Origin of the sequence: Pelomonas caseinilytica, from assembly GCF_021353235.1 — a bacterium.
Lineage (GTDB): Bacteria > Pseudomonadota > Gammaproteobacteria > Burkholderiales > Burkholderiaceae_C > Pelomonas > Pelomonas caseinilytica.
Window position 1 is genome coordinate 478,187 of sequence record NZ_JAJTWT010000001.1, and the last position, 24,394, is coordinate 502,580.

Consider the following 24,394-nt stretch of genomic DNA (forward strand, 5'->3'; position numbering starts at 1 on the left):
GGGTGAAGGGGGTCAGCGCAACAACAGCAGCCCCACCAGGCCCATCGCGATGCTGGCCAGGCCGATGAAGCGGATCTGGCCGTCGCTCATGGCGAGGATGCGGTTGAATACCTCCCGCCAGCGCTTGGGGCTGGCCAGCGGCAGCAGCCCCTCCACCACCATCATCAACGCCAGGGCCGTCAGCAGCTCGTTCACTTGCGCGCCGGAGCGGCGGCAGGGGCTGCGCCGGAGCCGCGCATGGCCTTGAAGAAGTCGCTGCTCGGGTCCACCACCATGACGTCGCTCTTGGTGCGGAAGCTGGCGCGGTAGGCCTCCAGCGAGCGGTAGAACTGGGCGAAGGCCGGGTCGCGGCCAAAGGCCTCGGCGTAGAGCGCGGAGGCCTTGGCGTCGCCCTCGCCCTTGATCTTCTGCGCGTCGCGGAAAGCCTCGGCGACGATGATCTCGCGCTGGCGGTCGGCGTCGGCCTTGATCTTCTCGCCCTCGGCAGCACCCGTGGAGCGGGCCTCAGCGGCCACACGCTGGCGCTCGGACTGCATGCGGCGGTAGACCGAGTCGGTGATGCCCGAGGCGAAGTCCACCCGCTTGATGCGCACGTCGACGACGTCGATGCCGAACTGCTTGGCCTCGTCGGCCAGGCGCTTGCGCACGTCCTGCATGACCTTCTCGCGCTCGCTCGCGAGCACGGCGATGACGGTGCGCTTGGTCACCTCCTCGTTGAAGGCCGCCTGCACGACGGGCGCGAGGCGGTTCTCCACGTTGCGCATGTCGGCGCCGCTGTTGCGGATGAACTGGCGCGGCTCGCTGATGCGCCACTTGATGAGCCAGTCGATGACCAGGCTCTTCTTCTCGGCGGTGAAGATGGGGCGCGACTCGGTGCTGTCCAGCGTCTGGACGCGGCGATCGAGCATGACGACGTTCTGCAGCGGCGGCGGCAGCTTGAACTTCAGGCCCGGCTCGGTGATGACTTCCTTGATCTCGCCCAGCGCGTAGATGACGGCGACCTGGCGTTGGTCGACGATGAAGAGCATCGACGAGAGCAGCATCAGGGCGACCAGGGCGCCAGCGAGGATGGCGGCAATACGGTTCATTCGTTGGGTCCTCGGTCAGCGGCCGTCGCGGCTGCGCTGGTTGTCGCGGCTGCGCAGGTCATCGGTCCTGGGCAGGGCCTGCGCGTCGGGCACGGCGGTCGGCTGCGGAGCGGACACCGTCACGCTGCCGCTGCTGCCGCCCTGCTGCAGCAGCTTGTCCAGCGGCAGATAGAGCAGGTTGGAGCCGGCCCGGCTGTCGATCATCACCTTGCTCACGTTGCCGTAGACCTGCTGCATGGCGTCGATGTAGAGGCGGTCGCGCGTGACCTGGGGCGCCTTCTGGTATTCGGCCAGCACGCTCTTGAAGCGCTGGGCGTCACCCTCGGCCGTGGCGACGACGCGGGCGCGGTAGCCCTCGGCCTGCTCGCGCAGCTTGGCAGCTTCGCCCTGGGCGCGCGGGATGACCTCGTTGGCGTAGGCCTGGGCCTCGTTCTTGGTCTGCTCCTTGTTCTGGCCGGCCTTGAAGGCGTCCTCGAACGCGGCCTGCACCTGCTCGGGCGGCTGCACGCTCTGCACGTTGACGTTCTTGATCTGGATGCCGGCCTTGAGCCGGTCGATCTGGGTCTGGATGGACTTGACGAGGTCGGTGGCGATGGCGTCGCGCTGCTCGTAGAGCACCGAATCCATGGTGCTGCGGCCGACGATCTCCCGCACGGCCGACTCCGCGGCCAGCAGCACGGCCTGCTCGGGGTCGCGGTTCTCGTAGAGGAAGTCGCGCGCGTCCTTGATGGTGAACTGCACCATGAAGCGGATGTCGACGATGTTCTCGTCCTGCGTGAGCATGGAGGAGTCGCGCAGGCCGGTCGCCGCCACGATGTTGTTGCGGCCGACGTCGACCTGCTGCAGCCGCGTCACCGAGACGATCTCGTGCTGCTGGAAGGGATAGGGCAGGCGCCACTGGAAGCCGGCCTCGACCGTCTTGCTGTACTTGCCGAAGGACGTGACGACGCCCTGCTGGCCTTCCTGCACGATGAAGAAGCCGCTGGCCAGCCAGCCGAGGGCCACGACGCCCGCGATGAGGCCCAGGCCGATGCCGGCGCCCTTCATGTCGGAGCCGCCGCCCCCACCGCCCGAGGCGCCGCCGGAGCGGCCGCCGAACAGGCCCGAGAGCTTGCGGTTGAAGTCGCGCCAGAGTTCGTCGAGGTCCGGCGGGCCGTCGTTGCGGCCGTTGCTCAGCAGCCGCCGGCCCAGGGCGTGGGTCACGCGGGCCACCGGGGTCAGCAGGAGCCGGCGCCAGGGCGCGCGGGGCGGGTTGTGGAGGGAGCTGCTCATGCCTGCTTGGGGTCAGTGAGATCCGGTTGGAGGGACGGCGGCGTCGCCATCGTCGTCCGCATGTGAGGCATCGGCCTCGTCATTCAAGTGCGAGGCCTGCACCGCCTGGGCAATCAGCCCGCGCAACTCGGCCAGGCCGCTGCCATCGACGGCGCTGACGAAGACCCGCGGCGTGGGCTCGCCCGCACCGGGGCGCAGCAGCGCATCGATGGCCACCCGCGGGCGTTGGTCCTCGGGCAGCAGGTCCTGCTTGTTGTAGACGAGGATCTGCGGCACGCCGCCGGCGCCGATTTCCTCGAGCACGCGCTCGACCTCCACCATCTGCTCGTCCAGCACCGGGCTGGCCGCGTCGACGACGTGCAGCAGCAGGTCGGCGTCGGCCGCCTCCTGCAGCGTCGCACGGAAGGCCTCGACGAGCTTGTGAGGCAGGTCGCGGATGAAGCCGACGGTGTCGGACAAGGACACGCTGGCGCCGGCCTGATCGAGGTAGAGCGAGCGGGTCGTGGTGTCCAGCGTGGCGAACAGCTGGTCGGCCGCGTAGGCGCGCGCCTTGACGAGGGCGTTGAACAGCGTGCTCTTGCCAGCGTTGGTGTAGCCCACCAGCGAGACCTTGAAGACGCCGTTGCGCGAGCGCGCCTTGCGCTGGGTGCCGCGCTGGCGCTGCACGCGCTTCAGGCGTTCCTTGGTCTGCTTGATGCGCTCGTCGATCATGCGGCGGTCCAGCTCGATCTGCGCCTCGCCCGGGCCGCCGCGCATGCCGATGCCGCCGCTCTGGCGCTCCAGGTGGCTCCAGCGGCGCACCAGGCGCGTGGCGAGGTATTGCAGCCGGGCGAGCTCGACCTGAAGCTTGCCCTCGTGGCTCTTGGCCCGCTGGGCGAAGATTTCGAGGATGAGGGCGGTGCGGTCGGCCACCGGCACGCCGAGGACGCGCTCGAGGTTGCGCTGCTGGGCCGGCGAGATGGCCTGGTCGAACAGCACCGTGTGGGCCTGGTGGGCCTGCACGAGGAGCTTGATCTCGTCGGCCTTGCCCGAGCCGACGAAGAGGGCCGCGTCGGGGGCGGGGCGGCGGGCGATGACCTTGGCCACCGGCGTGTCGCCGGCCGATTCGGCCAGCAGGGCCAGTTCGTCGAGGCTTTCGTCGAAGCCCTGCTTGGCGGAGTGGCGGCCGAAATCGACACCCACAAGAATGGCGCGCGCCGCCTCGGAGGGCGGCGACGCGGCGGGGGATGAAGACGCGGACAAGGGTGGGGGCGTCAGGCGTCGGGGCTGCCGTCGCCGGCGTGGAAGTTGACGGCGCGGCCGGGCACGACGGTGGAGATGGCGTGCTTGTAGACCATCTGCGTCACGGTGTTGCGCAACAGCACGACGTACTGGTCAAAGGATTCGATGTGGCCTTGCAGCTTGATGCCGTTGACCAGATAGATCGAGACCGGCACATGCTCTTTGCGCAGCAGGTTCAAAAAGGGGTCCTGCAAAAGTTGGCCTTTGTTGCTCATCGGTATGCTCCGAGTTATCGGGGGGGAGGGGATGCGGGTAAGACCTTAACACAGCGTCCCCGCGGGGCCGGCGGTCATGCCGCGATCTCCCCTAGTTCTTTTCGGCGAAGGGGTTCTTGGAGGAGCGCAGCTCGATCTTCAAGGGCGTGCCCACGAGCTTGTAGTGGGCGCGGATGCGCCCTTCGAGATAGCGCTTGTAGACCTCGGTGACGCCGTCCAGCGCATTGCCGTGGATGACGACGATGGGCGGGTTCTGCCCGCCCTGGTGGGCGTAGCGCAGCTTGGGCCGCGAGGTGCCCGAGCGCTTGGGCTGCTGGTGCTCGACCGCCTCCTGGACCAGGCGCGTCAGCACCGGCGTCGTCATCTTGCGGTAGGCCGAGGCGTAGGCGTCGGCCATGGCGTCCCACAGCGCCGCCAGGCCCTGGCGCTTGAGGGCCGAGATCTGGTGGATGGGCGCGAACTTCAGGAAGGCCAGCCGCTGCTCGATCTGGCGCTTGACGGTCTCGCGCTGGTAGCTGTCGACGGCATCCCACTTGTTGACGGCCAGCACCACGGCCCGGCCGCTGTCGAGGATGTAGCCGGCGATGTGGGCGTCCTGGTCGGTCACGCCCTGGGTGGCGTCGAGCAGCAGCAGCACGACGTGGGCGTCGGCGATGGCCTGCAGCGTCTTGACGACCGAGAATTTCTCGATCGCCTCGAAGACCTTGCCCTTGCGGCGCAGGCCGGCCGTGTCGATGAGCTTGAACTTCTGGCCGTTGCGCTCGAAGTCCACCGCGATGGCGTCGCGCGTCGTGCCCGGCATGTCGAAGGCGACGAGGCGCTCCTCGCCCAGCCAGGTGTTGATCAGGGTGCTCTTGCCCACGTTGGGGCGGCCGGCGACGGCCAGGCGGATGACGCCGTCCTGCTGCGGGCCGGCGCCGAACTCCTCGCTGGTGTCCTCGAAGGGCTCGAGCACCGCGTCCAGCAGGCTGCGGATGCCCTGGCCATGGGCCGAGGAGATGGGATGCGGCTCGCCCATGCCGAGTTCGTGGAACTCGGCCAGCAGCGGCGAGTCGGCCATGCCCTCGGCCTTGTTGACGGCCAGGTGGACGCGCTTGTTGACGCTGCGCAGGTAACGCGCGATCTCGGCGTCATGGGCCGACAGGCCCAGGCGGATGTCGACGACGAAGATGACGGCGTCCGCCTCAGCCACGGCCTGCTTGGTCTGCTTGGCCATCTCCTTGACGATGCCGGTCGTGCTGTCGGGCTCGAAGCCGCCGGTGTCGATGACGATGAACTCCCGGTCGCCCAGGCGGCCGTCGCCGTAGTGGCGGTCGCGCGTCAGGCCGGCGAAGTCGGCCACGATGGCGTCGCGCGACTTGGTCAGCCGGTTGAACAGCGTCGACTTGCCCACGTTGGGGCGGCCGACGAGGGCGATGACTGGTTTCATTCAGCCTTGATGGCGAACAAGCCACCGCTCTTGGTCGCCACCAGGGCGGTATCGCCCAGCAGGGCGATGGTGACGACCTGGGAGCCGTCGGTGGGCAGGCGCGAACGGGTCTTGCCGGTGTCGCGGTCCAGCAGGTGGACTTGGCCCTCGTAGTCGCCGATCACGATCTGCTTGCCGGTCACGACCGGGGCCGACAGCTTGCGGTGCTGGAACTGGTCGGCCGACCAGGCGAGGTCGCCGTTGGCGAGCTTCCAGGCGGACAGGCGGTCGGAGGCATCGCCTGCGACGACGACCTGGTCGTCCGCCCCGATGCCATTGGTGCCGCCGACGACACGGTTCCACAGTGCGCTGCCGCGCTCGGCGTTCACGCAGCCGACCGACGATTGAAAGGCGCGGGCGCAGATGAGGTCGCCCTGGCGCACCGCGGGCCCGACGAGATCGGCCAGGCGCTCGACCTCGTTGGTGCCGCGCGGCGTGGCCACGCTGGCCTCCCAGCGCAATTGGCCCTTGAGCGGATCGACGCCGGCCAGGCGCGGCCCCTGCCCCACCACCAGGGTGTCCTTGTAGGCCAGCAGCACGCCGGCCTTGGCCAGGGTCAGCGGCTCGCCGGGGCGCTTGAGCTCCCAGATCTTGCGGCCGTCCAGCGCATCGAAGGCGAGCACCTGGCGGTCCAGCGTCAGCGCGAAGACGCGTTCGCCCGCGACCAGAGGCGCCGCGATGACGGGCGTCGGGAGGGTCTTCTTCCAGGCCATGCGGCCGGCGTCCAGCACGATCAGCTCGTTGTCGCGGCTGACCACGGCGGCGAAGCGGCCGTCGCTGCCCACGCCTGCGGCCAGCTTGCTGCCGGCGTCGCCGCGCCACAGTTCGCGCCCATCGGTCGCGGCCAGCGCGCGCACGCTGCCGTCGCTGCTCGCCACGACGAAGCGGTCATCCGGCGTCGCGATGCTGAGCGGGAAGTTGACGTTGTCGCCCTTGGCGCTCCAGAGCACGCGCCCGCTGGCCGGGCCGCTGAGGGTTTCAAGGGGGGCGGGCTTGTTCTTGTCGTCGCCGAACCAGGAGTTCCAGACGGAACAGCCGGACAGCGAGGAGGCCAGCACGGCGGCCAGCAGCGAGGTCAGGACGGCGCGCTTCATTGCACGGCTCCGGCGTTGGGCGCGGCTTCGACGACGGTCGGGACGCCCAGCGTCGCGAGCTTGGCTTCGACGATGCGGCGGTAGTCCTGGGTCTTGTCGATGGCGGCCAGGGCCTTCTGGTACTCGGCCTTGGCGGCGTCGTGCTTGCCCTGCAGCAGCAGGGCATCGCCGCGGCGGTCGGCCACGAGGCCGGCGAACTCGGGGGACTTGACGGCGTCCAGCGTCTTGGCCGCGTCGTCGTAGGCCTTGGCGTCGAGCTGCAGGCCGGCCAGGCGCAGCCGGGCCAGGTCGCGGTAGGCCGGCTCGGAGCCCTGCTCGGCCACCCAGGCCAGGCTCTGGCGGGCCTCGTCGGCCTTGCCCTTGTCGAGTTGCAGGCGAGCCACCTCCAGGCCAGCCTGGGCCGCGTAGCCGGTGCCCGGATAGCGGGCCTTGAGGTCGCCTGCCGCGGCGGCGGCCTTGTCGGCATCCTGCGCCGTGGCGGCCCGTTGGAACTCGTCATACATGGCGCCGGCCTTGGCGGCCTGGTCGCGCTGGTACCAGTTCCAGCCCTGCCAGCCGGCATAGGCGGCCAGGGCGGCGGTCAGCACCCACGTGATGAGGTTGCCCCAGCGCTTCCAGAACGCTTTGACTTGTTCGAGTTGTTCTTGTTCTTCGAGGTCGAGATGCGATGCCATGAGGGGAATACAGCGTGTGCGGGCAGGGCCCGGGATTATGCGGTGCGGAGTTTGTCGGCCAGGGCGACGGTCGAGTACGCCGGCATGAAGACCTGTTCGCCCGCCTCGCGCAGGGGCTTGACGCCCACCTCCCCGCGGGCCAGTTCGTCGGCACCGAAGACCAGCGCGAAGCGGGCGCCCGAGGCGTCGGCCTTCTTGAACTGGGACTTGAACGAGCCGCCGCCGGCGTGCATCTGCACGGCGATACCGGCGGCGCGCAGGGCTTCCAGCACCGGCAGGATGCGCGGCAGGTCGGCCGGCTCGGGCACGACGGCATAGGCGTCAGGCGCGGCGGCGGGTTGCCGCAGGGTCAGCGTCTCCAGCAGCAGCAGCAGGCGCTCCAGGCCCATGCCGAAACCCACGGCCGGCGTGGGCTTGCCGCCCAGCTGCTCGACGAGGCCGTCGTAGCGCCCGCCGGCACAGACCGTGCCTTGCGCGCCCAGCTTGTCGGTCACCCATTCGAAGACGGTGAGGTTGTAGTAGTCCAGGCCGCGCACCAGGCGCGGGTTGATGCGGTAGGCCAGGCCCACGGCATCCAGCAGCGCCTTCACCCCGTTGAAGTGGGCCAGCGACGCTTCACCGAGGAAGTCGAGCAGCTTCGGCGCGCCTTCGGCCATGGCCTGCATCGCGGGGTTCTTGGTGTCCAGCACGCGCAGCGGGTTGCTGTACATGCGGGCCCTGGCCTCTTCGTCCAGCACGTCCCTGTGCTGCTCGAGATGGGCGACCAGCGCCTCGCGGTGGGCGCGGCGTTCATCGGGCTGGCCCAGGCAGTTGATCTCCAGCGTGACGTCCTCGCCCTCCTTCAGGCCCAGCTCGCGCCACAGCGTGCGGGCCAGCAGGATGACTTCGGCATCGACGTCGGGGCCGGCGAAGCCCAGGGCCTCGATCCCCATCTGGTGGAACTGACGGTAGCGGCCCTTCTGCGGCTTCTCGCGCCGGAACATCGGGCCGATGTAGTAAAGGCGGCGCGGGCTGTCGCGCAGGTAGCTGTGCTCGATCATGGCGCGCACCACGCCGGCCGTACCCTCGGGGCGCAACGCGAGGTGTTCGGCCTGGCCGTGCTTGTCGGCGCGGTCTTCGAAGGCGTACATCTCCTTCTCGACGATGTCCGTCACCTCGCCGATGCCGCGCACGAACAGGGCCGTCGGCTCGACGATGGGCACGCGGACATTGGCGTAGCCATAGCGCGCCAGCACGCCGCGCATGGTGGCCTCCAGGGACTCCCAGCGCGCCGACTCGGGCGGCAGGATGTCGTTCATGCCCTTCACCGCCTGCAGCGGCTGGACTTTCTTGTTGTCGGTCATGCGGAAGCAGTCGCGCCGAAGCGCTTTTCGATGTAGCTCTCGACCAGGGCGTGGAACTCCTGCGCGATGTTGTCGCCGCGCAAGGTCAGGGCCTTCTGGCCATCGATGAAGACGGGCGCCGCCGGCGCCTCGCCGGTGCCTGGCAGGCTGATGCCGATGTCGGCATGCTTGCTCTCGCCCGGGCCGTTGACGATGCAGCCCATGACGGCCACCTTCATCTCCTCGACGCCAGGGTACTTGCTGCGCCAGACCGGCATCTGCAGACGCAGGAAGTCGTCGATCTGCTTGGCCAGCTCCTGGAAGGTGGTGCTGGTGGTGCGGCCGCAGCCCGGGCAGGCGGTGACGCTCGGGTTGAAGTGCCGCAGCCCCAGGGCCTGCAGGATCTCCAGCGCCACGACCACCTCCTGCGTGCGCGGCTCGCCCGGCTGGGGCGTGAGGCTGACGCGGATGGTGTCGCCGATGCCCTCCTGGGCCAGGATGCCCAGCGCCACGCTGGAGGCCACCGTGCCCTTGGTGCCCATGCCGGCTTCGGTCAGGCCCAGGTGCAAGGCGTAGTCACTGCGGCGGGCCAGCTCGCGGTAGACCGAGATCAGGTCCTGCACGCCGCTGACCTTGCAGCTGATGATGATGTTGTCGGGGTTCATGCCCAGCTCGGTGGCGTAGGCCGCCGAGGTCAGCGCCGACTCGACGAGGGCCTGGTACATGACGGGCTTGGCGCCCCAGGGCTGGGCGCGGCGGGCGTTCTCGTCCATGAACTGGGCGAGCAGCTCCTGGTCGAGGCTGCCCCAGTTGACGCCGATGCGCACGACCTTGTCGTACTTGACGGCGGCCTCGATCATCTGCGCGAACTGGCGGTCCTTCTTCTCGCCCTTGCCGACGTTGCCGGGGTTGATGCGGTACTTGGACAGGGCTTGCGCCATGGCCGGGTGCTCGGTCAGCAGGCGGTGGCCGTTGTAGTGGAAGTCGCCCACCAGCGGCACGTCGATGCCCATGCGGTCGAGCTGCTCGCGGATGTAGGGCACGGCCTCGGCGGCCTCGGGCGTGTTGACCGTGATGCGCACCAGCTCGGAGCCGGCGATGGCCAGCTCCTTGACCTGGATGGCCGTGCCGACGGCATCGACCGTGTCGGTGTTGGTCATGGACTGCACGCGCACCGGGGCATCGCCACCGAGGGTCACGACACGGCTGCCCCAGACGACGCGGGCCTGGCGGCTGCGGCGCGGCGCGGGGGCGGCCTCGGGAATCAGGGTTGCGCTCATCAATTCAACTCCAGACGGGCGACGTTGTTGCTTGCGCGGGCGGCCAGGTCGACCGGGGTACCGCGCCATTCGATCCGCGTGCCGCTGACGTTGCCGACGCGGACCTTGTAAGGCGGCGCACCGCCGAACTCCTGCTGCTCGCCCGCACGCAGCACGCGGGACAACAGCACCTGGCCCTTGGCGTCGGCGACCTCGATCCAGGTCTCGGCCGTGGCCGTCAGGCGCAGGGCCTGGCCGGCCGGCACCGAGGCGGGCCGGGCCACGACGGGCGGCGGCGCCACGTCGCGCACCTGCAGCGGCGCGGATGCGACCGGCTCGGGCCGCGTGGCCGCCGGCGCGGGCGCGCTGGCCGGCGCTTCAGGCAAGACCGCCACGGCGGATGAAGCCGCGACAGACGCCGTCGTGGCCGGCGGCGCCGCGACGAACTGCACCGGCGGCTCGCTGGCCGCCAGCGTGACGGCGACGGCCGACGCCGCCGGGGCGGGCGGCGTGGCGGCAGTGTCGCCCCGCTCGGGCAGCCAGCCCGCCGGAATCCAGTACACGGCCGCGGCTGCCGCCAGCAGCAGCAGCGGGCCCCAGACCACCGGCCGGGCCGCCAGGGCCAGCACGTCGGCATCCATGGGGCCGCCGGCGCCGCGTTCGCGGAAGGGCTGGTTCAGGCCGGGCCGCATGTCGAACTCGCCGGCGCTCGAACGCGGCAGCAAGGCCAGCACGGGCGCCGGGTCGACCTTCAGCGCGCGGCACATGGCCGTGGCCAGTGCTCGGGCAAAGGTCGCGTCGGGCAGCTCGTCATAACGGTCGGCTTCCAGGGCCTCCAGCTTGGCCTGGGGCACCTTGAGCATGACGGCCAGGGCAGCGATGTGCAGGCCTCGCTGCTGGCGGGCGTTCCTCAGCCAGGCACCGGCGGAGGTGGCGCGGTTGTCGGAGGCTCGACCCTCGGGGATGGGTTCCATCGTCTGTTGTTGTTGTCGCCGCGGCGGCGGCCTTCAGTCGTACCGGCCGGCGTCCAGCGCCTGGGTCTCGGGCGATTGGGGGTGCTTGCGGCGCAGTTGCAGGGCCAGGTCGTCGACATTGCCGGTGTTGCCCAGGCGCCGCTCGATGCGCAGTTGCAGCCACAGGCTCTGCGCGTTGACCTGCTCGGGCTGCTCGTTGACACGCTTGATGTAGAAGCGCGCCCGCTCCAGCTCGTTGTTGCGGTAGAGCACCTCGGACAGATTCACCGCGATGGCGGGGTTGCCGGCATCGAGCTCGAAGGCGCGCGCCAGCGTCTTCTCGGCCACCAGCATGCGGCCCGAGCGGGCCTCGCAAACGCCCTTGGCCAGCAGGGTGCGGGCCGGTGCGCGGTAGGAGGGTTGGGCGATGGCCTGGTCGAACAGGGCATCGGCCGTCTGCCAACGCTGTTGCTGGCACATGAACCAGCCGTAGTTGTGCAGGGTGTCGGCGTCGTTGGGATAGACCGTCAGGGCGCGCCGGAAAGCCTCCTCGGCGAGCTGGTTGTCGCCCATGGCGGCGTAGACCAGGCCGCGCAGGTTGACGGCCTCGCGCATGTCGGGCTTGGCCTGCAGCGCGAGCTTGAGTTCGTCCAGCGCCGTGTTGAACTGGCCGCGCGAGAAATAGCCCTGCGCCAGCTCCAGGCGGATGCCGGCGCGACGGTCGGCGTCGGTCTGGTCGGACTCGGTCTTGATCTCGCGATCGGCCGGCGGGGCGGAGCCGGTCCCGGCGCAGGCGGCAAGCAGCGCGGAGACCAGGACGGGCAGCAGCAGTCGCTTCATCGAACCCTCGGAGGTGTGGATCACGTGGATTTGGCCACGTTGACGGGCGCCCTGACCATGCGGATATGCGCGCGGGTGCGGTCCTGCACTTCGCCGGCCAGCTGGCCGCAGGCGGCGTCGATGTCGTCGCCGCGGGTCTTGCGCACCGTGGTGACGATGCCGGCCTGGATCAGCACCTCGGCGAAGGCCTGCACCCGCACATTCGTGCTGCGCACCAGGCCCGAGGCCGGGAAGGGGTTGAAGGGGATCAGGTTGAGCTTGCAGGGCACCCGGTTCTTCAGCAGCTTCACCAGCTCGCGGGCCTGCTCGGGCGAGTCGTTCACCTCCTGCAGCATGCAGTACTCGAAGGTGATGAAGTCGCGCGGCGCGGCGGTGAGGTAGCGCTTGCAGGCCTCCAGCAGCTCGGCGATGGGGTACTTCTTGTTCAGCGGCACGAGCTGGTCGCGCAGCGGGTCGGTGGGTGCGTGCAGACTGACGGCCAGGGCCACGGGGCAGTCCTCGCGCAGCCGGTCGATCATGGGCACGACGCCCGAGGTCGACACGGTCACGCGGCGGCGCGACAGGCCGTAGCCGTGGTCGTCCAGCATCGTGCGCAGCGCCGGCACGAGCTGGTCGTAGTTCTGCAGCGGCTCGCCCATGCCCATCATCACGACGTTGGAGATCACGCGTTCCGTCGTGTTGAGGCGTTTGCGCAGGCTGTGCTCCGCGAACCAGAGCTGGGCGACGATCTCCGCCGTCGTCAGGTTGCGGCTGAAGCCCTGGTGGCCGGTGGAGCAGAAGCGGCAGCCCACGGCGCAGCCGGCCTGGCTGGAAACGCACAGGGTTCCCCGGTCGTCCTCGGGGATGAACACCGCCTCGACCGCATTGCCGGCGCCGACGTCGAACAGCCACTTGACGGTGCCGTCCGCCGAGACGTGCTCGGAGATGACGTCGAGGCCGCGGATGAAGGCGCGGCCGGCGAGCTTTTCGCGCAGGGATTTTGCGAGGTCGGACATCTGGTCGAAGTCCGACGCGCCTTTCTGGTGGATCCAGCGGAAGAGCTGGGTGGCCCGGAACTTCTTTTCGCCCAGTTGCTCGCAGTAGGCGGCCAAGCCTGGCAGGTCGAATCCGAGCAGGTTGACCGCGTCCATTTCAAGCTCCCGGGCCGGGGTCACCGACCCCGTTGGGGGGATCAGCGACCGGCGTAGACGTTCATGCCGGGGAAGAAGAACGCCACCTCGACGGCGGCCGTCTCGGGCGCGTCGGAGCCGTGCACGGCGTTGGCGTCGATGCTGTCCGCGAAGTCGGCGCGGATGGTGCCCTTCTCGGCCTTCTTGGGGTCGGTGGCGCCCATCAGGTCACGGTTCTTCAGGATGGCGCCTTCGCCTTCCAGCACCTGGATCATCACCGGGCCGGAAATCATGAAGTTCACCAGGTCGTTGAAGAAGGGGCGGGCCTTGTGGACGGCGTAGAACTGCTCGGCCTCGCCGCGCGACAGGTGCACCATCTTGGCCGCCACGATCTTCAGGCCGGCGCCTTCGAAACGGGCGTAGATCTGGCCGATGACGTTCTTCGCCACGGCATCGGGCTTGATGATGGACAGGGTGCGTTCGATCGCCATGGTTTTCTCCTGATGGGGTGTATTGGACAAAGCCTGCAATTGTAGCCCTCCGGGATGACCCTAGCATCATCCCGGAGGGCCCTGGCGTGCAGACTCAGCGGTGCCGGCCGCCGAAGCCGCCGCCCTTGCCCCCCTTGCCGCCACGCCCCCCCCCACCGCCGCCACCGCGGCGCAGGTAGGCGTCGCCGCCGATGTAGCCGACGGAGGTCTGCATGGGATCGGGCTCGCGCGGGCCGCCACCCTTGGGCTTGTTGCCGCCCTTGCCGCCCTGCGGACCGTGGCCGCTGCCGCCGGCGCCGAAGCCCTGCGGGAAGCCACGCTTGCCGCTGGTGGCGTGGCGGCGGTCGAAGGTCTGCTCCAGCGGGTTGACGTGGTGGGGGATGAAGTCGTCGTCGTCCTCGCCATACTCGTCGCCGCCACGGCGCTGGGCGCGCTCGTCACGCGGCGGGCGCGGCTGCTGGGGCTCCGGCGGCCGGCTGGGGCGCGGCCCGCTGCCGGCGGCGCGGTCGTCCGCCCGGCGCTTGTTGCGGTCCTTCTTGCCCTGCTGCTGGCCCTGCTGCGGCTGGCCGGTGTTGGACGTGTGGCCCGCCATGCGACGGATGACGCGCACGTCGTCGTCGCCCAGTTCGACCCAGACGCCGCGCTTGAGGCCACGCGGCAGTACGACGGTGCCGTAGCGGATGCGGATCAGCCGGCTGACGACCAGGCCCACCGCCTCGAAGAGCTTGCGCACCTCGCGGTTGCGGCCTTCGGTGATGACGACGCGGTACCAGCGGTTGGCGCCTTCACCGCCGCCGTCCTCGATGCTCTTGAACGAGGCCGTCTGCCCGTCGACGTTGACGCCCTCCAGCAAGCGCGCGCGCTGCTCGTCGGACAGCGCGCCCAGCACGCGGGCGGCGTACTCGCGCTCGATGCCGAAGCGCGGGTGCATCAGTTGGTTGGCCAGTTCGCCGGAGTTGGTGAACAGCAGCAGGCCCTCGGTATTGATGTCGAGGCGACCGACCGACTGCCACTTCTGGCCCGGCACGCGCGGCAGCGTGCGGAAGACCGTCGGGCGGCCCTCGGGGTCGTTGAAGGTGGAGACTTCGCCGGTGGGTTTGTGATAGGCCAGGATGCGCGGGTTGGGCGGCGAGATGCGCACGCGCACGTCCTTGCCATTGACGCGCACCCGGTCGCCGAAGGAGATGCGCTGGCCGACGTGGGCGACCTCACCGTTCACCTCGATCTTGCCCTCGGCGATCCACTCCTCGATGTCGCGGCGCGAGCCGATGCCCGACTGGGCCAGTACCTTCTGCAGCTTGGGCGCGTCGACGTCCGGGGCCAACACGCGCTTGCCCTCGCCTTCGGCAGCCGGCTCGCTGTCGCCTTGAACGTCGCCTTCGGCCTCGGGCCTGAGCGTCGGCAGTTCGCCAACCGGCCCCTCGGACTCGGCGTCCAGGGTGCCCGACAGGACGTCGGCGAAGCGCGCCCCCGCGGCCTCGACGAGCTCCGGCGCCAGGGCCGGGCCGGCAGGCTCCGAGGCCGCCAGCCCCTGCTCCGTGGCCAGCCGCTCCGCCCTGTCCTTGCGATTGCGCCGACGGTTGCGGTTGCGACCGCCGCGCTCGCCACCCTCGCCGTCGTCACCTTCGTCGTCGCCGGCCTCGCTCCCCTCGTCCTCGTCCGCTCCTTCTCCGCGTGCCGCCACCACGGGCGCCGGCGTCTCATCGGCCAGGGTGAACAACGGCATGGGCGCGGGCGCCGGGGCCGCCACGGGGGCGGGTGCCGGGGCCTCGGCAGCCGCCTCGGCACTCGTGGCAGCCGTCTTGCGCGGCGCCCGCTTGCGGGCCGGTGCTTCGGCCGGCGCAGCCTCGGCGGCCGCCTCAGGGGCCGCCTCGGCAGCGGCAGCGCCCTCCCCCGCATCGGCCTCGGCGGCCTTGCGGCGCGTGCGCTTCACCGGCGCCGCAGCAGGCTCGGCCTCGCCAGCGACGGGCGCGGCGGCCTCGGCAGCCGGCTTGGCCGTCGTGCGGCGCCGCTTGGGCGCAGCGGGCACCTCGCCTTCGGCGGCGGTGGGCAGGGGTTTGTCTTGGTCGGCGGCGTCGTTCATGCGGATTCGGGTTGGGGTTGCGGGGGCGGGTCGTTGGGGTCGGGATCGGGGATGGGGGGCGTGCCGTCCTCGCCGAGCAGGCTCTGCGTCGGGATGGGCTGAACCGGGGCCTCGTCGGCCACAGGCTCTGCCACCGACTCGGCTGGAACCTCGGCAGCCGCGGGCTGGTCGGCCAAGGCCTCCTCCGGCGCGTCCAGCAACTGGCCTTGCAGGGCTTCGAAGGCCGGCGGTTCGCTGCCGACGTCCAGGGCCGGCAGCTGTTCGAGGCTGGCCAGGCCCAGGTCGTCGAGGAAGGCCTTGGTGGTCGCGTACAGGGCCGGGCGGCCGGGCGTCTCGCGGTGGCCGATGGCTTCGATCCAGCCGCGGTCTTCCAGTTGCTTGATGATCTGGCTGGCGACGACGACGCCACGGATGTCCTCGATGTCGCCGCGCGTGACCGGCTGCCGGTAGGCAATGATGGCCAGCGTCTCGAGCACGGCGCGCGAGTAGCGCGGCGGCTTTTCGGGGTGCAGGCGGTCCAGGTATTCGCGCAGCTCCGGCCGGCTCTGGAAACGCCAGCCCGAGGCGAGCGCCACCAGCTCCACGCCCTTGCCTTCCCAGTCACGGGTCAGTTCGTCGAGCAGATTGCGCACGCTGTCCGCGCCGAGTTCGTCGGCGAACAGGCTGCGCATCTCGCGCAACGTCAGCGGCTGCGAGGCACAGATCAGCGCGGTTTCGAGGACGCGCTTGGCATCCTGGGTATTCATGAACTCAACTTCGCACCCTCAATGGGGAGAGCTCTGGCGTTGGCCCCGGGCCGGACGCTGATCGAAGCGTTCGTCGGGCGGCGGGGCGGGTCTGGCACCGGGCGCAGCCCTGGCCTTCAATCGGCGGGGCGCACCACGAGATGGTTGGCGGCTTCCGGGGTTGGACTGCGATCCCGCGAGGGGCTGCATCCACTTCGGGCAGCAGCGCTTGGGCACGACAACCGGAGGGCATTGTAGCCACGTCAGCGCGGCAGCTCCGCCGCGCCGATGGCGGCCCATGCGGCAGCCAGGTCACCCGGCAGCGGCGCCACCAGCGACAGCGCTTCGCCGGTGGCCGGATGCCGGAACGACAGGCGGGCCGCGTGCAGGGCCTGGCGCGTCAGGCCCAGGGCCGCGGCGCCGCCGTAGAGGGCGTCGGCCACGAGGGGGTGGCCGGCATGCGCGAGGTGGACGCGGATCTGGTGGGTGCGGCCCGTGTGCAGCACGCAATGCACCGCGCTGACCGGCCGCCCGGCGGCCTCGCCCACCCCGAGGGGAAAGACGTCCGTGCGGGCCGCCTTGCCCAGGCCTGCGGGCGCCACGGCCATCTTCACGCGGGAGACCGGGTCGCGCCGCAGCGGCTGCTCGACGACGAAGGCCGCGTCGATGCGGCCGTGGGCCAGCGCCAGGTACTCGCGGTGCACCTCGCGGGCAGCGATGAGGCGGGTCAGCGCCGTCACCGCCTCCAGCGTCTTGCCGACGACCATCAGGCCGCTGGTGTCCTTGTCCAGCCGGTGCACGATGCCGGCCCGCGGCAGCGTCGCCGCCGCGGCGTGGTGGGCGAGCAGCCCGTTCATCAGCGTGCCCGACCAGTTGCCCGCCGCGGGGTGGACAACGAGGCCGGCCGGCTTGTCGACGACGAGCAGGTGTTCGTCCTCGAAGACGATGGGCAGGGCCATGGCCTCGGCGCGGAAGGCGCGGCTCTCGTCGGTGGGCAGCAGGGTGACCTCGACACGCTGGCCGGCGCGCAGCTTGTGGGCGGCCTTGGTGACGGCGCGGCCGTCGACGAGGACACAGCCCCGCTCGACCAGGGACTGCAGGTGGTTGCGCGAGAACTCCGGCGCGCGGCCCGTCAGCCAGCGGTCCAGGCGTTCGCCATGGCCGTCGGCCTCCACCCGTGCCTCGCGGCGTTCGGGTGCCTCGTCGGCCGCGGCATCGCCCGCCTCGTCTTCCGGGTCATCCAGCCCCCCCGCCCTATACTTCGCGCCCATTGTTCAGTGTGACAGGGCCGGCGCAGCCACCCCGATTCAGACATGTTTGTTGAGAAAATCCAGGCCGGCCGCGGTGTCTTCAGTGCCTTCGTCGGCGCCCTCTCGATGGCCCTCGCGCTGGGCCTGGCGGGCTGCGGCTCCACGGCCAAGGACGACCCGAACTCCCAGGCGGCCCTCGACAAATTGTATGCAGACGCCAAGGACGACCTGAACTCGGGCAGCTACGACCGGGCCATCAAGTCGCTCGAGAAGATCGAGGGCCGGGCCGCCGGCACCACCATGGGCCAGCAGGCGACGCTGGATCTCGCCTGGGCCTACTACCGCACCGCCGAACGCGCCCAGGCGGTCGCCACGCTGGACCGCTTCATCAAGCTCAACCCGTCCAGCCCGGCCATGGACTACGCCCTCTACATGAAGGGCATCGTCAACTTCAACGAAGACCTCGGCCTCTTCGGGCGCCTGGCCAACCAGGACGTCTCCGAGCGCGACCAGCAGGCCTCGCGCGAGGCGCTGCTGGCCTTCCGCCAGCTGATCGAGCAGTTCCCCGAGTCCAAGTACGCGGCCGACGCCCAGTCGCGGGTCAACTTCATCACCAACACGCTGGCCGCCTACGAGATCCACGTGGCGCGCTACTACTTCAACCGCAAGGCCTACGTGGCGGCGGCCAACCGCGCCCAGGCCGCGGTGGCGGAGTTCCAGTACGCCCCCGGCATCGAGGAGGCGCTCTACATCATGACCGAGAGCTACGACAAGCTCGGCCTCACCCAGCTGCGCGACGACGCCCGCCGCGTGCTGGACAAGAACTTCCCGAACAGCGAATACGCCACCCACGGCCTGGCCAAGAAACCCTGGTGGAAGTTCTGGTGAACGCGCGGCGCATGCCCGCGCTTCAATGAGCCGCTGACAGCTCCGTGAGCCAGGCGAGCGCCTCGGCCTCGTTGGCCACCGGCGTCATGGGCGGCAGGGCGGCGCGCAGGCGCCGGCCGTAGTTCATGCCCGCCATGCGCGGGTCGCACACCACCAGCAGGCCGCGGTCGGTCTCGGTGCGGATCAAGCGCCCGGCGCCCTGCTTCAACGCGATGGCCGCCTCGGCAACGAAATACTCCGCGAAGGCATTGCGCCCCTCGGCCTCCAGCCGCTGCACGCGCGCCTCCACCAACGGGTCGTTGGGCGGGGGGAAGGGCAGCTTGTCGATGACGACGCATTGCAGGGCATCGCCCGGCACGTCGATGCCCTCCCAGAAGCTGGCCGAGCCGACCAGGACGGACGCCGGGTTGTCGATGAAACGCTGCAGCAGCACGCGCTTGGGCGCCGCCCCCTGCTGCAGCACGGTGATGGCGTCGCCGGCCTCCTCGAAGCGCTCGCGCAGCGCATCGGCCACGGTCTGCAGGTTGCGCAGGGTGGTCGTCAGCACGAAGGTGCGCCCGCCCAGCGCCCGCGCCAGCCGCGAGGCCAGCAGTGCGACGCTGGCCGGATGCTCGGGCTCCGACGGCTTGGGAAAGCCGCGCGGCACGTACAGGCGCGCGTGAGCCGGGTAGTCGAAGGGACTGCCGACGCGCAGCACTTCGGCCTCGCTGAGGCCGGCGGGCTCGGTGAACCAGGTCAGCCGCTCGTCGTCGCCCAGCGTGGCGGACGTGAAGACCCAGGCCTTGGGCGGCCCCTCGAGCTGCTGCTGCATGGCCTCGCGGATGTCCAGCGGCGACTCGACGAGGCGGGCGGCGTGCGGCGTGAGGTCGATCCACCGCACGTCGCCGGGGTCGGGCTCGGCGGCGAACTGCCGCGCCAGGTCGCGCAGCTGCTGGGCACGTTCGCAGAGGCGGGCGAAATCGGGGGCGGCGTCGCGCACGGCGGTCAGCGCGGCCAAGGCGTTCGCACAGGCCTGCTCCACGTCGCCGAGCGCGGTGGCCAGCGCGGGCTGGCCGGCCCGCTCCTTCCAGCCCAGCTTGAGCGTGCCGCGGAGCTCCCGCCCCGCCGCCGCCAGCGGCCCGGCCGCGGCCAGGCGCAGCTCGCGCGCCGCCTTCTCGACGGCGCCTTGCAGCGCCTGCCAATCATGCACGCCGCGGGCATGGGCCAGGCCCTGGGCCAGCAGGTCGCGGCCGAAATCGCCGAGCTGGGCGGTGCCCAGCAGGGTGCCGAGGAACTGCACGCCCGCCTCGGCGAGCTGGTGGGCCTCGTCGAAGATGGCCACCTCGACGCTGGGCAGCAGCTCGGCCACGCCGGTGTCGCGCAACGTCAGGTCCGCGAAGAAGAGGTGGTGGTTGACGACGACGATGTCGGCCTCCATGGCCTCGCGCCGCGCCTTGACGACATGGCAGGCCTTCCAGTCCGGGCAATCCTGGCCCAGGCAGTTCTCGCGGCTGCTGCTGACGATGGGAATGATGGGCGAGCGCTCGTCCAACCCGTCGATCTCGGCGAAGTCGCCGGTCGCCGTCCCCAGGGCCCAGCGCTCGATGCGGGCCAGCGCCAGCGCCGTGCGCCGGTCCGGGAACTCGCCGGAGATGCGGGCTTCCTTCATGCGGTGCAGGCAGAGGTAGCTGCCGCGGCCCTTGAGCAGGGCCAGGCGCACCGGCGTCTGCAAGGCCTTGGCCAGGCGCGGCAGGTCGCGCAGGAAGAGCTGGTCCTGCAGGCTCTTGGTGGCGGTGCTGACGAGGGCCCGGCTGCCGGACAGCAGCGTCGGCACAAGGTAGGCGAAGGTCTTGCCGACGCCGGTCCCCGCCTCGACGACGAGGGCCTGGCGCCGGCTCAGGGCGCGGGCGACCGCCCGGCTCATCTGCAGCTGCGGCTCGCGGGGCTTGTAGCCGGGGTCCAGACGGGCCAGCGGGCCGGCGTCGTCGAAGGCCGCGGCGACGGCCTGCTCCAGCTCCTCCACCGGGGGCGGGGCGGGCGGCGTGGCCTGGTCCAGGGCGTCGAGCCAGTCGTCGAGATCAGGCTCGGTCATCGGGGTCCGCGGCGGCTTCGATCCGGGCCATCATGTCGCGCAGCGCCAGGCGCCGCTTCTTCAACCGCTGCAGGGCCAGTTCGTCCACGGACGCCTGTCCAACCAGCCGGTCGATCATGGCGTCGAGGTCCGCGTGCTCGATGCGCAACTCGATGAGGCGTCGCGTCAACGAGTGAAGTTGTTCATCCATCCAGCGTTTATGGGGGGTCCGCATGGGCCCCCGTCTCAGCTGACCAGTATAGTTTTCGGCATGGCCTCATCCACCGCCGTCGGATTCCGACTCAACGCCGCCACCGGCACCCATCGCGGGGACCGCGCCTACCAGCAGGATCAGGTGGCAGTGTTCGCGCACCCTCGCATCGAGGGCTGCGTGATGGGCATCGTCGCCGACGGCATGGGCGGCAAGAGCGGCGGACGCAAGGCGGCCGACCAGGTCATCCTGACGGCCCGCCAGCTCTTCGAGCGCTATTCGCCCGAGGACGAGTCTCCCGCCGAACTGCTCGGCCAGATCGCGGCCGAGGCTCACCTGATGATCAAGCTGACGGCCATCTCCGCCGAGGAGGAGCCGCACAGCACCATCGCCAGCTTCGTCGTCACCAGCGACCGCTGCGTGCACTGGATTCATTCGGGCGATTCCCGCATCTACTGGTTCCGCGGTGCCCGCCTGGTCAAGCGGTCGATGGACCACTCCTACGTGCAGCGCCTGGTGGACGAAGGCCAGCTCACCGAAGCCGAGGCCAGCTCCCATCCGCAGAGCAACCTGCTCACGGCCTGCCTGGGCACCGTCCAGGACCCGACCTCCACGGCCGAGCGCTTCGAGGGCCTGGAAGTGGGCGACACGCTGATGTGCTGCAGCGACGGGCTGTGGCACTACTTCACCGCCCAGGAACTCGGCAGCGTGCTCTACAGCCTGCCGCCGCGCGAGGCGGCCGAGCTGCTGGTCAGCAAGGCGCGCCAGCGCGCCCGCGGCGGCGGTGACAACCTGTCCATCGCCATCGCCAAGCTCGAGAGCTTGGACTGACCGGGCCGGCAGGCCCGGCCTCAGCGCCCCACGTCCGAGGCCGGCGGCAGCGGCAGCGGCGCGGCCGGCGGCTTCAGGCGCGACTTCTCGCGCGCTGCGTGCTCGGCCAAGCGTTGGTCGCGGCGCAGCTGGCGTTCCCGGGCCTTGTCACGACGCTGGGCGGCCTCGCTGGCGGCCTGTGTCTCGGCCTCGCGGCGCGCCTGCTCAGCCTGCTCGGGCGTGCGCGCCCGTACCGGGTGCGGTGCCGCGGACGCGGGCGTGGCGGGCGGCGCCGCCATGGCCTTGTCGCGGCGCTGGCCTTGGTCCGCCGTGGCGGCCTGTTCGCGGTCGCGCACGCGCTGCGCCTGGGCGGCCGCGCGGTCGCGCCTTTCCTGGGCGGCCAGCTCGTGCTCGCGCCGCACCAGCGGGGCCAGAGCGTCGTGGCGGCGGCGGCGCACGTCGTCCACGCAGGCGCTGACGGCAAAGCGTTGCTCGCAATCGGCCTGGTCGTGGGCAAAGCGCTGCTCGATCGCGGCGCGCTGGGCGGCGATGTCGGCGCGGCTCGTGGGCAGCGAGGCGGCCGGCGAGGACGCCGCGGCGGCGGCAAGCAGGGTGAGCAGCAGGGGCATCAGGTCAGCGAGGTGTCGACTTCACGGCGGGCGAGCGCAAGGTACTCCGCGGAACGCATTTCCTGCAAGCGCGACACGGTGCGCGGGAATTCGTGGGCGAGCGGCCCCTCGGTGTAGAGCCGTTCGGCCGGCACCGCGGCCGAGATGATGAGCTTGACGCGGCGGTCGTAGAGCACGTCCACCAGCCAGGTGAAGCGGCGCGCCTCGCTGGCCAGGCGCACGGGCATCTCGGGTACGTCGGAGAGGATGACGGTGTGGAACTGGCTGGCCAGCTCCAGGTAATCGTTCTGCGAGCGTGGGCCGCCGCACAGGGTCTGGAAGTCGAACCACACCACGCCGCCGGCACGCCGCCGCGCCCAGATCGCACGGTGCTCGATCATCAGCTTGCGGTCCTCGTCCTGGGCCTCCGCGAGCGACTCGAAGGCCTGCGTCAGCGCCGCCTCGGTGTCCGCGTTCAGCGGCGTCAGGTAGAGGTTCATATCCTCCAGCGTGCGGCGCCGGTAGTCGGTGCCCGCGTCGACGTTGATGACCTCCAGGCGCGACTTCAGCAGCTCGATGGCCGGCAGGATGCGGTCGCGGTGCAGACCGTTGGGGTAGAGCTCGTCGGGATGGAAGTTGGACGTCGTGACGATGGAGACGCGGTTGCGGAACAGCGCGTCCAGCAGCCGGTGCAGGATCATCGCGTCGGTCACGTCGGCCACGTGGAACTCGTCGAAGCAGATCAAGCGGAAGCGCCGCGCGATGCGCTTGCCCAGTTCCTCCAGCGGGTCGGGGATGCCCTTGAGTTCCTGCAGCTCGCGGTGCACCTCGCGCATGAACTCGTGGAAGTGCAGCCGCGTCTTGCGCGTCAGCGGCACGGCCTGGAAGAAGCAGTCCATCAGGAAGCTCTTGCCCCGGCCGACGCCGCCGTACATGTAGACGCCGCGCGGGATGGGCGGGCGCACGAGCAGCTTGGCCACCGCGTTGCCGCGGCGGGCCTTGTAGGCCGCCCATTCATCCTGGCAGCGCTGCAGGGCCTGGATGGCGCGCAGCTGCGCCTCGTCTGCCTTGAAGCCGCGTTCGGCGAGGGTCTGCTGGTAAAGGTCGGTGACGGAGGTCATTAGCCTTCAGCTCAAGAACAAAGCCACAGAGTCACAGAGGCACAGAGAAAGCCGATTTCCTCTGTGCCTCTGTGTCTCTGTGGCTGTGTTTGATGCCTTCCGATCAGAAGTTCAGCGTGCGCTTGTCGACGGCCAGCGCGGCCTCCTTGGTCGCCTCGGACAGCGACGGGTGGGCGTGGCAGATGCGGGCGATGTCCTCGGCGCTGGCCTTGAACTCCATCGCAACGACGGCTTCCGAGATCAGCTCGGAGGCGAACGGGCCGATGATGTGCACGCCCAGGATCTCGTCGGTGGTGGCGTCGGCCAGGAACTTGACGAAGCCCGTCGTATCGCCCAGCGCACGGGCGCGGCCGTTGGCCAGGAAGGGGAACTGGCCGGCCTTGTAGGCCACGCCGAGCTCTTTCAGCTGCTGCTCGGTCTTGCCCACCCAGGCGATCTCCGGGCTGGTGTAGATGACCCAGGGGATGGTGTTGAAGTTGACGTGCCCGTGCTGGCCGGCGATGCGCTCGGCCACGGCCACCCCCTCTTCCTCCGCCTTGTGCGCGAGCATCGGGCCGCGCACGACGTCGCCGACTGCCCAGACACCCGGCAGGCTGGTCCTGCACTCGTCGTCGACGACGATGGCACCGCGCTCGTCGAGCTTCAGGCCCACCGCCTCGGGGTTGAGGCCGATGGTGTTGGGCACGCGGCCGATGGAGACGATGAGCTTGTCGACCTCCAGGGTCCTGGCCTCGCCCTTGGCGTCGGTGTAGGCGACGCTGACGCCCTTCTTGCCCGACTTGACCTCGCCCACCTTGACGCCGAGCTGGATGTCCAGGCCCTGCTTCTTGAAGACCTTGGCGGCCTCCTTGGCGATGCTTTCGTCGACGGCGCCCAGGAAGGTGGGCAGCCCTTCGAGCACCGTCACTTCGGCACCCAGGCGGCGCCAGACCGAGCCCATCTCCAGGCCGATGACGCCCGAGCCGATGACGCCGAGCTTCTTGGGCACCGCACCGACGCGCAGGGCGCCGTCGTTGGACAGGATGTTCTCTTCGTCGAAGGCGGCGCCCGGCAGGGCACGGGCGTTGGAGCCGGTGGCCACGATGACCTGCTTGGCGAAGATGACCTCTTCGCCGGCCTTGATCTCATAACCACCATCCTTGGCGGCGACGAAGCTGCCGCGGCCGTGGAAGAACGTGACCTTGTTCTTCTTGAACAGGTAGACGATGCCGTCGTTGTTCTGCTTCACGACCTGGTCCTTGCGGGCCAGCATCTTGGCAACGTCCATCTTGACGTTGTCGGCCGTGATGCCGTGGTCGGCGAAGTGGTGGTTGAGGTGCTCGAAGTGCTCACTGGACTGCAGCAGGGCCTTGGACGGGATGCAGCCGACGTTGGTGCAGGTGCCGCCGAGGGCGGGGCCGCCCTTGTCGTTCTTCCACTCGTCGATGCAGGCCGTGTTCTGGCCGAGCTGGGCTGCGCGGATGGCCGCGATGTAGCCGCCGGGGCCGCCGCCGATGACGACGACGTCGAATTGCTTGGTGGTCATTCAGTTCTCCAAATCTTCGTAAGCGCCCCTGTCGGAGCGTAGCGAGCGGCTTCAGGG

Annotated in this window: 24 protein-coding genes; 2 read left to right on the forward strand and 22 right to left on the reverse strand. The window is 70.3% G+C overall.

Translation table 11 applies throughout. The annotated features are described in order from the left end of the window. Nucleotides 1-12 precede the first annotated feature (12 nt). From LXT12_RS02210 to LXT12_RS02290, 17 genes are all read right to left on the reverse strand, one after another. Nucleotides 13-195: a DUF2065 domain-containing protein gene (locus LXT12_RS02210; protein WP_327574103.1), complete on the reverse strand. Its 183-nt coding sequence runs from the start codon at nucleotides 193-195 to the stop codon at nucleotides 13-15. Continuing rightward, nucleotides 192-1,088 carry a protease modulator HflC gene (gene hflC, locus LXT12_RS02215; protein WP_233389017.1) on the reverse strand — a complete coding sequence of 299 codons (897 nt, stop codon included), beginning with the start codon at nucleotides 1,086-1,088 and terminating at the stop codon, nucleotides 192-194. The genes LXT12_RS02210 and hflC overlap by 4 nt, the downstream gene beginning before the upstream one ends. 15 nt (nucleotides 1,089-1,103) lie before the next feature. Next, nucleotides 1,104-2,360 carry an FtsH protease activity modulator HflK gene (hflK, locus tag LXT12_RS02220; protein ID WP_233389020.1) on the reverse strand — a complete coding sequence of 419 codons (1,257 nt, stop codon included), beginning with the start codon at nucleotides 2,358-2,360 and terminating at the stop codon, nucleotides 1,104-1,106. 12 nt (nucleotides 2,361-2,372) lie between these two features. Next, nucleotides 2,373-3,602, reverse strand: coding sequence for a GTPase HflX (hflX, locus tag LXT12_RS02225; RefSeq protein WP_233389022.1), 1,230 nt, complete (start codon nucleotides 3,600-3,602; stop codon nucleotides 2,373-2,375). Between the two features lie 11 nt (nucleotides 3,603-3,613). Next, the gene (hfq, locus tag LXT12_RS02230; protein ID WP_233389024.1) at nucleotides 3,614-3,856 is read right to left on the reverse strand and encodes an RNA chaperone Hfq; all 243 of its coding nucleotides are present in this window, start codon (nucleotides 3,854-3,856) and stop codon (nucleotides 3,614-3,616) included. A 91-nt stretch (nucleotides 3,857-3,947) separates the two neighbouring features. Next, nucleotides 3,948-5,285 (reverse strand): ribosome biogenesis GTPase Der, encoded by a 1,338-nt coding sequence (gene der, locus LXT12_RS02235; RefSeq protein ID WP_233389026.1) that lies wholly within the window; start codon nucleotides 5,283-5,285, stop codon nucleotides 3,948-3,950. Next, nucleotides 5,282-6,418 (reverse strand): outer membrane protein assembly factor BamB, encoded by a 1,137-nt coding sequence (gene bamB, locus LXT12_RS02240; protein WP_233389028.1) that lies wholly within the window; start codon nucleotides 6,416-6,418, stop codon nucleotides 5,282-5,284. Before bamB ends, der begins: the two co-directional genes overlap by 4 nt. Next, the gene (locus LXT12_RS02245) at nucleotides 6,415-7,092 is read right to left on the reverse strand and encodes a YfgM family protein (protein ID WP_233389030.1); all 678 of its coding nucleotides are present in this window, start codon (nucleotides 7,090-7,092) and stop codon (nucleotides 6,415-6,417) included. The genes bamB and LXT12_RS02245 overlap by 4 nt, the downstream gene beginning before the upstream one ends. Before the next feature lie 35 nt (nucleotides 7,093-7,127). Next, complete coding sequence (hisS, locus tag LXT12_RS02250; protein ID WP_233389032.1) at nucleotides 7,128-8,435, reverse strand: histidine--tRNA ligase; 1,308 nt, start codon at nucleotides 8,433-8,435, stop codon at nucleotides 7,128-7,130. After that, nucleotides 8,432-9,694, reverse strand: a complete 1,263-nt coding sequence (gene ispG, locus LXT12_RS02255; RefSeq protein ID WP_233389034.1) for a flavodoxin-dependent (E)-4-hydroxy-3-methylbut-2-enyl-diphosphate synthase — start codon at nucleotides 9,692-9,694, stop codon at nucleotides 8,432-8,434. The genes hisS and ispG overlap by 4 nt, the downstream gene beginning before the upstream one ends. Beyond that, nucleotides 9,694-10,647: a helix-turn-helix domain-containing protein gene (locus LXT12_RS02260; RefSeq protein WP_233389035.1), complete on the reverse strand. Its 954-nt coding sequence runs from the start codon at nucleotides 10,645-10,647 to the stop codon at nucleotides 9,694-9,696. The genes ispG and LXT12_RS02260 overlap by 1 nt, the downstream gene beginning before the upstream one ends. Nucleotides 10,648-10,680: 33 nt before the next feature. Further along, on the reverse strand, nucleotides 10,681-11,466 hold the full coding sequence (pilW, locus tag LXT12_RS02265) for a type IV pilus biogenesis/stability protein PilW (RefSeq protein WP_233389037.1): 786 nt from the start codon (nucleotides 11,464-11,466) through the stop codon (nucleotides 10,681-10,683). Between the two features lie 20 nt (nucleotides 11,467-11,486). Beyond that, complete coding sequence (gene rlmN, locus LXT12_RS02270) at nucleotides 11,487-12,596, reverse strand: dual-specificity RNA methyltransferase RlmN (RefSeq protein WP_233389039.1); 1,110 nt, start codon at nucleotides 12,594-12,596, stop codon at nucleotides 11,487-11,489. Between the two features lie 41 nt (nucleotides 12,597-12,637). Then, nucleotides 12,638-13,066: a nucleoside-diphosphate kinase gene (gene ndk / locus LXT12_RS02275; protein ID WP_233389041.1), complete on the reverse strand. Its 429-nt coding sequence runs from the start codon at nucleotides 13,064-13,066 to the stop codon at nucleotides 12,638-12,640. Between the two features lie 94 nt (nucleotides 13,067-13,160). Further along, nucleotides 13,161-15,149 carry a pseudouridine synthase gene (locus tag LXT12_RS02280; RefSeq protein WP_233389044.1) on the reverse strand — a complete coding sequence of 663 codons (1,989 nt, stop codon included), beginning with the start codon at nucleotides 15,147-15,149 and terminating at the stop codon, nucleotides 13,161-13,163. After that, the gene (gene scpB, locus LXT12_RS02285) at nucleotides 15,146-15,895 is read right to left on the reverse strand and encodes an SMC-Scp complex subunit ScpB (RefSeq protein ID WP_233389046.1); all 750 of its coding nucleotides are present in this window, start codon (nucleotides 15,893-15,895) and stop codon (nucleotides 15,146-15,148) included. The genes LXT12_RS02280 and scpB overlap by 4 nt, the downstream gene beginning before the upstream one ends. A gap of 242 nt (nucleotides 15,896-16,137) precedes the next feature. Then, nucleotides 16,138-17,145: an RluA family pseudouridine synthase gene (locus LXT12_RS02290; protein ID WP_233389047.1), complete on the reverse strand. Its 1,008-nt coding sequence runs from the start codon at nucleotides 17,143-17,145 to the stop codon at nucleotides 16,138-16,140. A 42-nt stretch (nucleotides 17,146-17,187) separates the two neighbouring features. Here LXT12_RS02290 and LXT12_RS02295 point away from each other — a divergent pair, with 42 nt between their 5' ends. Then, nucleotides 17,188-18,012, forward strand: a complete 825-nt coding sequence (locus tag LXT12_RS02295) for an outer membrane protein assembly factor BamD (protein ID WP_419964756.1) — start codon at nucleotides 17,188-17,190, stop codon at nucleotides 18,010-18,012. Nucleotides 18,013-18,034: 22 nt separating this feature from the next. Here the strand turns inward: LXT12_RS02295 and LXT12_RS02300 are convergent, their stop codons facing one another. Together LXT12_RS02300 and LXT12_RS02305 are read right to left on the reverse strand one after the other, a co-directional pair. Next, complete coding sequence (locus LXT12_RS02300) at nucleotides 18,035-20,083, reverse strand: DNA repair helicase YoaA (protein ID WP_414708809.1); 2,049 nt, start codon at nucleotides 20,081-20,083, stop codon at nucleotides 18,035-18,037. Continuing rightward, on the reverse strand, nucleotides 20,070-20,273 hold the full coding sequence (locus LXT12_RS02305; RefSeq protein ID WP_233389049.1) for a YdcH family protein: 204 nt from the start codon (nucleotides 20,271-20,273) through the stop codon (nucleotides 20,070-20,072). The genes LXT12_RS02300 and LXT12_RS02305 overlap by 14 nt, the downstream gene beginning before the upstream one ends. A 60-nt stretch (nucleotides 20,274-20,333) precedes the next feature. On the opposite strand from LXT12_RS02305, the gene LXT12_RS02310 reads away from it, so the two are divergent. Continuing rightward, nucleotides 20,334-21,104 carry a PP2C family protein-serine/threonine phosphatase gene (locus LXT12_RS02310; RefSeq protein WP_233389051.1) on the forward strand — a complete coding sequence of 257 codons (771 nt, stop codon included), beginning with the start codon at nucleotides 20,334-20,336 and terminating at the stop codon, nucleotides 21,102-21,104. A gap of 20 nt (nucleotides 21,105-21,124) precedes the next feature. Here the strand turns inward: LXT12_RS02310 and LXT12_RS02315 are convergent, their stop codons facing one another. The 3 genes from LXT12_RS02315 to lpdA form a co-directional block, all read right to left on the reverse strand. Next, a complete protein-coding gene (locus LXT12_RS02315) occupies nucleotides 21,125-21,712 on the reverse strand; it encodes a hypothetical protein (RefSeq protein ID WP_233389053.1) in 588 nt (195 codons plus the stop codon). Beyond that, nucleotides 21,712-22,812, reverse strand: a complete 1,101-nt coding sequence (gene zapE, locus LXT12_RS02320; RefSeq protein ID WP_233389055.1) for a cell division protein ZapE — start codon at nucleotides 22,810-22,812, stop codon at nucleotides 21,712-21,714. The genes LXT12_RS02315 and zapE overlap by 1 nt, the downstream gene beginning before the upstream one ends. Before the next feature lie 103 nt (nucleotides 22,813-22,915). After that, the gene (lpdA, locus tag LXT12_RS02325; RefSeq protein ID WP_233389057.1) at nucleotides 22,916-24,337 is read right to left on the reverse strand and encodes a dihydrolipoyl dehydrogenase; all 1,422 of its coding nucleotides are present in this window, start codon (nucleotides 24,335-24,337) and stop codon (nucleotides 22,916-22,918) included. Nucleotides 24,338-24,394: the final 57 nt, after the last annotated feature.